The organism is uncultured Lutibacter sp. (genome assembly GCF_937891065.1).
In the GTDB taxonomy this organism is placed as follows: domain Bacteria; phylum Bacteroidota; class Bacteroidia; order Flavobacteriales; family Flavobacteriaceae; genus Lutibacter.
The window spans coordinates 1-11,960 of the sequence record NZ_CALAEQ010000165.1 but is presented as its reverse complement, the minus strand read 5'-3'; the positions used below and the strand labels follow the sequence as shown (position 1 = coordinate 11,960).

Sequence of the window (11,960 nt, the reverse complement as noted above, 5' to 3'; positions counted from 1 at the left end):
TCTTGTTTACCAGAAATAATTTTTAAAAAAGTGGATTTACCTGAACCATTGGCTCCAATAATTCCATAACAATTTCCTATTGTAAATTTAGTATTAACATCGTCAAACAAAATACGTTTACCGAATTGAACAGATAAATTTGATACTGAAAGCATTCTCTATATTTATTTTAAATTTTTGCAAAAGTAATAAATTAGATTCACTCCCAAATTTTAATTTAATGTTAATTTATATCAATTTTAAGAAACCATATTTATATTTAACATCTCATTAACAAGCTAGCAATTAAGTTGTACGTATTTTTGTTTTTAATAAAATTTCAATGAAATACATAATCAGTGTCATACTAGCAATTCTAACTTTTAGTTGCAAAACAGCTATTAAAGATGATAGCTCTAAAACTTATTTCGGAGGAGAAATTATTAACCCTAAAACAAATTTTGTTCTCTTTTTAAAAGATGATAAAGTAATTGACACCTTATTACTAGATAAAAACAATCGTTTTTTAAATAATTATAATTCATTAAATGAAGGGCTATACACCTTTAAACATGGTAATGAATTTCAATATATTTATTTAAAACCTACTGATAGCATTTTAGTAAGACTTAATACTTGGGATTTTGATGAATCATTAGTTTATAGCGGGAAAGGAAGTAGTAAAAACGAATTTTTGATTAATTTATTTTTACAAAACGTAAAAGAAGAAAGAGAAATATATCAATATTTTGGATTAAATGAACCTGATTTTCAAAGAAAAATTGACTCACTTTCAAATGAACGAATGGCTATTTATAATGATTTTTTAACTACTGAGGATGAGATTTCAGAAGGTTTTAAAAAATTAACATCGACTGCAATTCATTATCCTCTATATAGATTAAAAGAAATGTATCCTTATTATAATAAAAGGTATCATAGATTAGATAAATTTCCAATAATATCAGATAATTTTTACAATTACAGAAAAAGCATTAGCTTAAATGAAGAGAATTTAACTTCATTTTACCCATATCAAAATTACGTTGTTAGCTACCTATACAACTTAAGCTACCAACTTAAAGAAAATGATTCTTCAAAAAATAACATTACTGTTAATATTTTAAATTCAGCTACTGAACATATTAATTCCAATAAATTTAAAAATACATTATTGAAAAAATTTATTGTGAATGATTTTTTCAATAGCGAATCTACATGTAGCATTAATCAGAAAGCTTTAGACATATTTTTAGAAAATTGCAATAATCAATTATATATTTCACAAGTTAAGAATTTAGTAAATGATAGTAAGTTTGTTTCAAATAATGAACCTTTACATAATTTTGAAATAGTATCTTATAACAATATTAATTCAACTATTAATGATATAACTAAAGGTCAAAATTCTGTCATTTATTTCTGGTCAACTGCCTATATGTCTTCCGATTATTTAGTGAGTCGTATAAAATATTTAGAAAAAAGGTACCCAAACATCTTATTTATTGGTATCAATATGGAAACTTCTGTTGAAGATATTACAACTGAACCCAATTTAAAATTACTAAATATCACAAAGCAATTCAAATTAACCAAAGATAGTTTTGCTCATAACTACCTAACAAGCAATTATCCAAGAACTATTATCATTAATAATAATGGTGAAGTTAAAAATGGATTCACATACTTAGATTCTAAAAAATTGAATTCAGAATTAAACAAATTAAAATAATTTTCTTTTTTACTGGTTGCGTTAAATATTAATGTACCTTTGCACGTTTTTTAACCGGTTTATAGATGGGCATCTGTAAATCAATAATTTATACAGAATGACTACATTTAAAGACTTAGGGCTTAATGAAAATATCATTAAGGCCTTAACTGATTTGGGATATGAAAATCCTACAGAAATACAAGAAAAAGCAATTCCTCAAGTTCTTGCTTCAAAAGCAGATTTAAAAGCATTTGCACAAACTGGAACAGGAAAAACCGCAGCTTTTGGTTTACCAATATTAGAGCAAATTGATGTTAATAGTAAGGATACCCAAGCTATAATTTTATCACCTACACGTGAATTAGCACTACAAATAGCTAAGAATATTGAAGAATTTTCAAAATATATGAAAGGCTTTAATGTTGCTGCTGTTTATGGTGGAGCAAGTATTGATGAACAAGTAAGAAAACTTAAAAAAGGTGTTCATGTTGTTGTTGGTACACCAGGTAGAACTGTTGATTTAATTAACAGAAAGCAATTAAAACTTGAAAACGTTAAATGGCTAATTTTAGATGAAGCTGATGAAATGTTGAATATGGGTTTTAAAGATGAGTTAGATAAAATTTTAGCCGTAACACCTAAAGAAAAGCAAACATTATTATTTTCTGCAACATTTCCAAGAGAAGTTGAAAGTATTGCAAAAAACTATATGCACAAGCCAGTAGAAATTAGTGCTGGAGAAAAAAATAAAGGATCAGACCAAGTATCACATCAATATTATGTAGTTTCAGAAAGAAACAGATATAATGCTTTAAAAAGAATTGCTGATGTAAATCCAGATATTTATAGCATCATTTTTTGTAGAACTCGAAGAGAAACTCAAGAAATTGCCGATAAATTAATAAAAGATGGTTACAATGCTGATGCACTTCACGGAGATTTATCTCAAGCTCAACGTGATAGTGTTATGGAGAAATTCCGTAACAAAACCTTACAAATATTAGTTGCAACTGATGTTGCTGCAAGAGGATTAGACGTAAATGATTTAACACACGTTATCAATCACAAACTACCAGACCAAATGGAATCTTACACGCACCGTAGTGGAAGAACAGGTCGTGCTGGTAAAGTTGGTATCTCTATTGCAATAGTTACATCTAGAGAAAAAGGAAAACTTCGTCCAATTGAACGTTTAATTGGAAAACAATTCGTGAGTACTCCGGTTCCAACTGGAAAAGAAATTTGCCAAAATCAATTATTAAAACTAATTGACAAAGTTCATGACATTAAAGTAAATGATACAGAAATAAACGATTTTTTACCATCAATTTATGAGAAATTAGAAGGTTTAGATCGTGAAGAATTAATAAAACGATTTGTTTCATTAGAATTCAATACATTCCTATCCTATTACCAAAATGCTCCTGACTTAAATGACAGCGATCAAATGAGGGGTTCTGATAGAGGTTCTGACACAAGAGGAAAACGCAGAGATGATGAAAACATGTCTCGTTTCTTTATCAATATTGGACGAAAAGACAATTTAAACCCAGCTAGATTAATTGGTTTAATAAATGACCAAAAAATTGCTAAAAACATTGAAATTGGACAAATTGAAATTTTAGATACATTTTCATTCTTTGAGTTAGATAAAAATTATCAAGAAGAAACTATTGCTTCGTTCAAAGAAAATAGTGCTGATTTTGAAGGTAGAAATGTAAATGTTGAAATTACTGAGAAAAAACGCACAGGAAGAAGCGGAGGAAGAAGAGACGGTGGAAGCTCAAGTGATAGAGGAGACAGAAGAAGTGGCGGTGGCGATAGAAAAAGAAGCAGAGATAGAAAGCCTGAAGGTGATTTTAGTGGATTTGGAAGAAAACGCCCTGATTCTAAAAGTGCTTTTGGTTCAACTGAAAAAAGCTCAAAAAGAAGAAAGAGATAATATTATAAATAAAAAAAGCAGCCAATTGGCTGCTTTTTTTTATGTTTAAAATTCTGTTATTGTCTTTTTTATAATTGAAATACAATCTAGCAATTGCTCTTCATTCATTACTAAAGGCGGTGCAAATCTTATTATATTTCCGTGAGTTGGTTTTGCAAGCAAACCATTATCTCTTAATTTCAAACAAATATCCCAAGCAGTTGAGCTATCTTCAGTGTCATTAATTACAATTGCGTTTAGTAAACCCTTACCTCTTACTAATTTAATTAAATCATTAGTATCAATAAACTTTTGTAATTCACTTCTAAAAAGATTTCCTAATTTTTCAGAATTTTCAGCTAAATTTTCATCTTTCACAACTTCAAGAGCTGCAATTGCCACTGCACATGCTAAAGGATTTCCACCAAATGTAGAACCATGTTGTCCTGGTTTTATAACATTCATAATATCATCATTCGCAAAAACAGCCGAAACCGGATACACACCACCACTCAGGGCTTTTCCTAAAATTAAGATGTCTGGTTTTACATTTTCGTGATCAACAGCTAATAATTGCCCTGTTCTTGCAACACCTGTTTGTACTTCATCAGCAATAAATAAAATGTCATATTTTTCGCACAATGCTTTTGCTTTTGCTAAATACCCTTCAGAAGGAACATAAACACCTGCTTCACCTTGAATAGGTTCAACTAAAAAACCTGCAATAGAATTACTTGATTTTAAAGCTTTTTCTAAAGTTTCTAAATTATTATATTCAATTTTAATAAAACCAGCTGTAAAAGGCCCAAAATTCTTACGTGCATCTTCATCATTTGAAAATGAAATAATAGTAGTTGTTCTACCATGAAAATTATTTTCACAAACAATTATTTCTGCTTTGTTTTCAGCAATTCCTTTTTTCTCGTAAGCATATTTCCTACACAGCTTTATTGCAGTTTCAACTGCTTCAGCACCAGTATTCATTGGTAATACTTTATCAAAACCAAAATACTTAGTCACATACTCTTCATATTTTCCAAGAACATCATTATAAAATGCTCTTGAAGTCAATGTTAAAGTACTTGCTTGATCTTGTAAAGCTTTAATAATTCTAGGGTGACAATGCCCTTGATTAACTGCTGAATACGCAGATAAAAAGTCGTAATACTGTTTTCCGTCAACGTCCCAAACATAAACGCCTTCTCCTCTATTTAATACTACTGGTAATGGATGATAATTATGTGCACCATATTTATCTTCTAAATTAATTGCTTGTTCTGATGAGATTTTATCTAAAACCATCTTTGTAAATTTTAAAAATTGAAATTATTAAATTCCTTCTTATTGGAGAGAAATCATCCTAATTCAGGTCGCAAATTACAAAATATTTTAAACACAATTCACTTGCTTAATTTTTATTTTTAAGAGTAAACTTCTTTCCAAAAGAAATAACGTATTCATTACTTTTAAATTTTGTTATAAAAATCACATAAACATTGAAATTAATTGAATAAATTTGTAAATACATTTAAATAAAAATAATAAGAAATGAAAAAATCGGTATTTGTATTAGCTTTAGCTGCCTTATTTTTTGTAAGCTGTGGTGAAAAGAAAAAAGAAGAAGTAAAAAAAGAAGTTGAAACAACTGTTGAAACTGTAGAAGATGAAGTTAAAGATGCTGCTACTGAAGTTGTTGCTGATAATCTTGAACTAGGTAAAAAATTATTTACTGAAAAAACGTGTGCTACATGTCATAATCCTGATATGAAAATTATTGGCCCTTCAATAAAGGATATCAATAAAGTTTATGCTGAACAAAACGGAAATATGGTAAAATTCTTAAAAGGAGAATCACCTGCAATTGTTGACACTGATCCAGGTCAGGTTGCAATTATGAAAGCTAACCTAGATGGTTTTGTTAAAGACATGTCTGGTGATGAATTAGCGGCAATAGCTGCTTATATGAGAAGCGTAAAATAAGTCAACTCATAATAATATTTAAAGCATCCCATATATTGGGGTGCTTTTTTTATGTTAAAATGGTACATTTGCAAAATGGGTAGAAGAAACAAACCAACTATTTTTGAAAATATCGAAATAATTGATGCCGGAGCACGTGGTAAAACGGTTGCAAAAGCTCCAGACGGACGTGTAATTTTTTTAACAAACACCGTTCCTGGTGATATTGTTGATATTAGAACAGGGAAAAAAAGTAAAGCCTTTTTTGAAGGTACAGCAATTAAATTTCATAAATATTCTGATAAAAGAGTTGAACCTGCTTGTGAACATTTTGAGCATTGTGGTGGTTGTAAATGGCAATTTATGGCATATGAGCATCAATTAGCATACAAAGAAAAAGAAGTAACAAACAATCTTATTAGAATTGGACATTTAGATTTACCTGAAGTTACTCCAATTTTAGGCTGTGAAAACACGTATTTATATAGAAATAAGATGGAATTTTCTTTTTCAAATAGCCGTTGGCTAACGTTAGAAGAAATAAATTCTGATGAAGAAATTGACAATAAAAATGCATGTGGTTTTCATATTGCAGGAATGTGGGATAAAATATTAGATATCAAAAAATGCCACCTACAAGAAGAACCTTCAAACCAAATTAGAAATTTCATTAAAGATTACGGTATAAAAAACGAATTAGACTTTTACAATCCAAGAGAGCAGGATGGTTTATTACGTACAATTATGCTTCGTATTTCTTCAACTGGTGAAATAATGGTTGTTATTCAATTTTTTAAAGAAGAAAATGAAAAACGTGAAGGATTGCTAAATGCACTATCTGAAGAATTTCCACAAATCACATCTCTTCAATATGTAATAAATGGAAAAGGAAATGATACTTTATATGATCAAAATATAATTTTATTCAAAGGAAGAGATCATATTTTTGAAGAAATGGAAGGTCTAAAATTTAAAATTGGCCCTAAATCTTTTTATCAAACAAACTCTGTACAAGCTTATGAATTGTATAAAATCACTCGTGATTTTGCAAATTTAACGGGTAATGAAGTTGTGTACGATTTTTATACTGGGACAGGAACTATTGCACAATTTGTTGCTAAAAATGCTAAAAAAGTTATAGGTGTTGAATCTGTACCTGAAGCTATTGAAGATGCTAAACTGAATGCACAATTAAACAACATTAATAACGTTGAGTTTTTTGCAGGAGATATGAAAGATGTTTTCAATAACAAATTTATTAAAACTCATGGTCAACCAGATGTTATTATTACGGATCCACCAAGAGATGGAATGCATAAGAATGTTGTAGCTAAAATATTAGAAATTTTACCTAAACGAATTGTTTATGTTAGTTGTAATTCTGCAACACAAGCACGTGATTTATCATTAATGAAAGAACAATATAAAATTATAAAAACACAAGCTGTAGATATGTTTCCACAAACTTTTCATGTAGAAAACGTAGTGCTTTTAGAATTAAAATAAACAAATAATGAAAAAGTATATTACTGTAATTATAGTGTCACTTTTAACCTTTTTAAGTTGTGAAAAAGATGATATATGTATTGAAACTACCACTCCAAGTTTAGTGATTCGTTTTTATAATAATGATATTCAAACTGATGTAAAAAATGTACTTTTAGATTCTGTTTGGGCTCTTGACAAAAATGGAATTGAACAATATAAAAGCGTATCAATTGATTCTATTGTCATTCCTTTGAATTTGAATGAAAACAGTACAACTTATATTATTGAAAACAATTCTAGCAAGGATACTATAAAGTTTATATATGATAGAAAAGATGTTTTTGTTTCTCGTTCTTGTGGTTACAAAACAATTTTCGAGAACTTACAAATTGATAATAATTCAATAAATTGGATAAAAAATATAAATATTAACAACACAATAATTGAAAATGACACAGCGGCACATATTTCTATTTTTCATTAGTATTTTATTTACGATAACTGTAAATTCTCAGGTAAAAGAACAAGATACTATAAAAAACAAAGAAAAATACGGTCTTAGAATTGGTGTTGATTTAAGCAGACCCATAAATTCATTTTTTGAAACTGAAAATAAAGGACTAGAAATAGTTACTGATTTTAGAGTTTTAAGAAATTACTATGCTGCTGTTGAATTAGGCTTTTTGGATAAAACAACCAATGAAGATTATTTAAATTTTACAACAAAAGGTTCTTACATAAAAGCAGGTTTTAATTATAATGCCTACGAAAATTGGATTGGAATGAGTAATGAAATTTATATAGGTTTAAGATATGGCTTCAGTTTATTCAACCAAACTTTAAATAGTTACACTCCAAATGTATATGGTACTTACTTTATTCCTGAAGCATTAGAACCAAATTCAGAATTTAAGGATTTAAATGCGCATTGGGTTGAATTTGTTTTCGGAATGAAAGTTGAAACTTTTAATAATTTATATTTAGGTGTAAGTGTTAGTTTCAACAATTTGATAAGCACAACCGATCCTGATAATTTTAAAAATCTTCAAGTTCCCGGTTTTAACCGTGTATTTCTAAATAATAAGGGAGTTGGCTTTAATTACACTTTAAGTTACCTTATCCCTATTATTAAAAAGGATAAATAAATTTTTGTACTTTTAAGTTTTACTAATTTAATTATTTATGAAGAATATTCCAAGTGTAGATTTATCTGATTTTCTATCTGAAGATCCAGAGAAAAAACAACAATTTATAAAAGAAATTGGGGAAGCTTACGAAGAAATAGGCTTTGTAGCATTAAAAGGTCACTTTTTAACCGATGAGCTTTCTAATAATTTATATAAAGAAGTTAAAAACTTTTTCGATTTACCAAATGAAGTAAAAGAATCCTATGAAATAGAAGGTATTGGTGGTCAAAGAGGTTATACTTCTTTCGGAAAAGAAAGTGCAAAAGGAAGAACTCAAGGTGATTTAAAAGAGTTTTGGCATTTTGGACAAGAGGTAGTTAATAATGATAAATTAAAAGCTGAATACCCGAATAATGTAGTAGTTAACGAAGTTCCAAATTTCAATGCAGTTGGAATGGAAACTTATAAAATGCTAGAAAAAACAGCAATATACGTATTACGAGCATTAGCTTTATATATTGGTTTAGATGAATTTTATTTTGATAACTATGTTATTAATGGCAACAGTATTTTACGACCAATCCACTACCCTCCAATCCAAGGCGAGCCAAAAGGAGCTGTTAGAGCAGCTGCCCATGGAGATATTAATTTAATTACACTTTTAATGGGAGCATCAGCTTCAGGTTTAGAAGTTCAAAATAAAAAAGGAGAATGGATACCTGTTACAGCGCTTCCTGAACAATTAGTTATTAATGTGGGTGATATGTTAGAGAGATTAACTAATAATAAATTACGATCAACGATACATCGAGTTGTAAATCCACCTCGTGAAGACTGGAATAAATCTCGCTATTCTATACCCTTTTTTACACATCCAATTAGTGAAATGTCACTTAATTGCCTTCCTGAATGCATCAATGAATTAAGACCAAAGGTGTATGATGATATTACAGCAGGTGAGTTTTTAAATGAACGATTAAGAGATTTAGGACTTATTAAATGATCACAAAAAAAGTAATTTCATTATTTACATTTGGTGTTTTTCTAATTTTAGCTGGAGCAATTTCGAAATTTTTTAATTGGTCTCAATCTAATTTAATAATGGCTATTGGTCTTGTTTTTGAAATATTAGCAGCCTTACTATTTATTTGGAAAAAGTTGAAAAAGTAAAAAATATTTTTGTAATTTTATAGTTATCTTTTTCAATAAAAATGAGTAAAAAAAAATTAAAGAGTTTAGAAGATTTAGGAGGTTTTGTTTTTTCTACAAATGATAATTTTGAATTTGAGAAACAAGAAAATCAAGAAACCTTAACTCCTAATCAACAGTTTTTAGAAGCCTTATTTTCTAATAAAGGAAGAGGTGGTAAAACAGTTACCGTAATTACAGGTTTTGTTGGTAGTGAAGATGATTTAAAATCACTTGGGAAAATGCTAAAAACTAAATGTGGCGTTGGCGGAAGTGTAAAAGACAACGAAATTATAATTCAAGGAAATTATAGAGATAAAATAATGGAGATCCTTAAAAAAGAAGGATACAACGTAAAACGCGTAGGCGGATAAAATTATGACAAAAATAGCAGCATCAGAATTAATTCTGAATCCAGATGGTAGTATTTACCACCTAAATTTAAAACCTGAACATTTAGCTACAAATATCATTTTTGTGGGTGATCAAAATAGGGTTCCTATTGTAACAAAACACTTTGATTCTATTGAATTTGACATTCAGAAAAGAGAATTTAGAACTATTACAGGAACTTATAAAGGCAAACGTATTACCGTAATTTCTACTGGAATAGGTCCCGATAATATAGATATTGTAATTAACGAATTAGATGCTTTAGTAAATATTGATCTAGAAACGAGCACCATAAAAAAGGATTTTACTCAATTAAATATTGTAAGAATTGGAACTTCTGGTTCGTTGCAGAGTGATATTCCTGTTGATAGCTTTGTATTGGCAAAATATGGATTAGGACTTGATGGTGTGATTCACTCATATGATTGTGAACATATTTTAAATGCTGAATTTGAAGATGCTTTTATAAAACATACCAACTGGAGCCCAAGAAAAGCTCGTCCTTATATTGTAGAAAACAGCAAAGAACTTGAAGATAGACTTGTAAGTGATAAAGTGTTTTTAGGATGTACTGCAACTGCCGTTGGTTTTTACGGACCACAAGGTAGAGTGTTACGTTTACCAATTGAAGACCCATCATTAAATAATAAAATAGATAATTTTGAATTTAATGGAACAAAGATTACCAATCTTGAAATGGAAACTTCTGCGATTTATGGGTTAGCAAAGCTTTTAGGGCATAATGCATGTTCTATGAATGCTATTATTGCTAACAGAGCTAATGGAACTTTTAGTCCAAATCCTTATAAACCAGTAGAAGAATTAATAATTTACACATTAGATAAACTAGCTTTGTAAAATAATTTATATATTTACAACGTTATTAACTTAATAAACCCCAAACTATTATGAAAAAATTATCTATAAATATACTTTTCGTAGCTTTAGCTTTAATTATGTTTACATCTTGCGTCTCTTCAAAAAAAGGATGCGGTTTAACTAGTGATGCTCAAAAAATTGAACAATCAACCACTGAAAACACTTTAGCAGAAGTCTAAAAATCATATAAATATAAAACACTTTTAAATCCGCTTTATAGCGGATTTTTCTTTTTTAAAATAAGACCTAACTCATTTGAAAGATTTGAATAAGTAATCATTATACTTTTATTTTAAATGAAAGTATGTATATTTGCAACGTTTAAAAAAATAAGAAAATGGATAACGGATTATACGCAAAATTTAACACCTCAAAAGGTGCAATACTTGTAAATTTAGAGTTTGAAAAAACCTCAGGAACAGTTGGAAACTTTGTTGCTTTAGCTGAAGGAAATTTAGAAAACAATTCTAAACCTCAAGGGACTCCTTACTATAATGGCTTAAAATTTCACAGAGTTATTGCTGATTTTATGATTCAAGGTGGTTGCCCACAAGGAACTGGAACAGGATCACCTGGTTACAGTTTTGATGATGAATTTCACCCTGATTTAAAACACGATTCTCCTGGAGTTTTATCAATGGCAAACTCTGGACCTGCTTCAAACGGAAGTCAATTTTTTATTACACATGTTGCCACTCCTTGGTTGGATAATAAACATACTGTATTTGGAAAAGTTTTGGAAGGTCAAGATATTGTTGATGCTATTGCTCAAAATGACATGTTAGAGTCAATTGAAATAATTAGAGTTGGAGAACAAGCTGAAAAATTTAATGCAGTTGAAGCATTTAGAGTTTTTGAAGGTTCAAGAGCTAAAAGAGAAGAAGACGCTAAGAATGCTACCAAAAAAGCTATGGATGAAATTGCTGCTGGTTATAACGAAACTCCAAGTGGGTTACGCTATAAAATTTTACAAACTGGTAGTGGTACAAAAGCTGAGAAAGGTAAAATGGTTTCAGTACATTACAAAGGTCAATTATTAGACGGAACTGTTTTTGACTCATCTTATCCTCGTAAACAACCAATAGATTTCACATTAGGAATTGGCCAAGTTATATCTGGTTGGGATGAAGGAATCCAATTATTAAAAGTTGGAGATAAAGCTCGCTTTGTAATCCCTTCAAATTTAGCATATGGTACTCAAGGTGCAGGTGGTGTTATTCCTCCAGACGCAACACTTATTTTTGATGTTGAGTTGATGAATGTAAAATAGAATAATTTTAAATATAATATATTAAAAAAGCATTGATTTAAA

General features: G+C 29.3%; 13 protein-coding genes. 11 read left to right on the top strand and 2 right to left on the bottom strand.

The window, feature by feature from the left end; all coding sequences use genetic code 11:
- Positions 1–155, bottom strand: a 155-nt coding sequence (locus Q0352_RS09280; RefSeq protein ID WP_299526959.1) for an ATP-binding cassette domain-containing protein, incomplete at its 3' end; no start/stop codon positions are given.
- Between the two features lie 167 nt (positions 156–322).
- On the opposite strand from Q0352_RS09280, the gene Q0352_RS09275 reads away from it, so the two are divergent.
- A complete protein-coding gene (locus Q0352_RS09275; RefSeq protein WP_299526957.1) occupies positions 323–1,711 on the top strand; it encodes a hypothetical protein in 1,389 nt (462 codons plus the stop codon).
- A 97-nt stretch (positions 1,712–1,808) separates the two neighbouring features.
- On the top strand, positions 1,809–3,635 hold the full coding sequence (locus tag Q0352_RS09270) for a DEAD/DEAH box helicase (RefSeq protein ID WP_299526955.1): 1,827 nt from the start codon (positions 1,809–1,811) through the stop codon (positions 3,633–3,635).
- A gap of 45 nt (positions 3,636–3,680) precedes the next feature.
- Here Q0352_RS09270 and rocD read toward each other — a convergent pair whose 3' ends face one another.
- Complete coding sequence (gene rocD, locus Q0352_RS09265) at positions 3,681–4,916, bottom strand: ornithine--oxo-acid transaminase (protein WP_299526953.1); 1,236 nt, start codon at positions 4,914–4,916, stop codon at positions 3,681–3,683.
- A 246-nt stretch (positions 4,917–5,162) separates the two neighbouring features.
- On the opposite strand from rocD, the gene Q0352_RS09260 reads away from it, so the two are divergent.
- The 9 genes from Q0352_RS09260 to Q0352_RS09220 all read left to right on the top strand — a co-directional run bounded on the left by Q0352_RS09260 (position 5,163) and on the right by Q0352_RS09220 (position 11,918).
- On the top strand, positions 5,163–5,594 hold the full coding sequence (locus Q0352_RS09260; RefSeq protein ID WP_299526951.1) for a c-type cytochrome: 432 nt from the start codon (positions 5,163–5,165) through the stop codon (positions 5,592–5,594).
- A 75-nt stretch (positions 5,595–5,669) separates the two neighbouring features.
- Positions 5,670–7,079, top strand: coding sequence for a 23S rRNA (uracil(1939)-C(5))-methyltransferase RlmD (rlmD, locus tag Q0352_RS09255; RefSeq protein ID WP_299526949.1), 1,410 nt, complete (start codon positions 5,670–5,672; stop codon positions 7,077–7,079).
- Between the two features lie 7 nt (positions 7,080–7,086).
- Positions 7,087–7,545 carry a DUF6452 family protein gene (locus Q0352_RS09250; protein ID WP_299526947.1) on the top strand — a complete coding sequence of 153 codons (459 nt, stop codon included), beginning with the start codon at positions 7,087–7,089 and terminating at the stop codon, positions 7,543–7,545.
- Entirely contained in the window at positions 7,511–8,206 is a 696-nt protein-coding gene (locus tag Q0352_RS09245; RefSeq protein ID WP_299526945.1) for a DUF6048 family protein, read from the top strand. The genes Q0352_RS09250 and Q0352_RS09245 overlap by 35 nt, the downstream gene beginning before the upstream one ends.
- A 37-nt stretch (positions 8,207–8,243) precedes the next feature.
- Positions 8,244–9,191 (top strand): 2-oxoglutarate and iron-dependent oxygenase domain-containing protein, encoded by a 948-nt coding sequence (locus Q0352_RS09240; protein WP_299526943.1) that lies wholly within the window; start codon positions 8,244–8,246, stop codon positions 9,189–9,191.
- Positions 9,188–9,358 carry a gliding motility protein GldL gene (locus Q0352_RS09235; RefSeq protein WP_299526941.1) on the top strand — a complete coding sequence of 57 codons (171 nt, stop codon included), beginning with the start codon at positions 9,188–9,190 and terminating at the stop codon, positions 9,356–9,358. The genes Q0352_RS09240 and Q0352_RS09235 overlap by 4 nt, the downstream gene beginning before the upstream one ends.
- 41 nt (positions 9,359–9,399) lie before the next feature.
- On the top strand, positions 9,400–9,750 hold the full coding sequence (locus tag Q0352_RS09230) for a translation initiation factor (RefSeq protein ID WP_299526939.1): 351 nt from the start codon (positions 9,400–9,402) through the stop codon (positions 9,748–9,750).
- A 4-nt stretch (positions 9,751–9,754) separates the two neighbouring features.
- Positions 9,755–10,627 carry a nucleoside phosphorylase gene (locus Q0352_RS09225; RefSeq protein WP_299526937.1) on the top strand — a complete coding sequence of 291 codons (873 nt, stop codon included), beginning with the start codon at positions 9,755–9,757 and terminating at the stop codon, positions 10,625–10,627.
- A 358-nt stretch (positions 10,628–10,985) separates the two neighbouring features.
- On the top strand, positions 10,986–11,918 hold the full coding sequence (locus tag Q0352_RS09220) for a peptidylprolyl isomerase (protein ID WP_299526935.1): 933 nt from the start codon (positions 10,986–10,988) through the stop codon (positions 11,916–11,918).
- Positions 11,919–11,960: the final 42 nt, after the last annotated feature.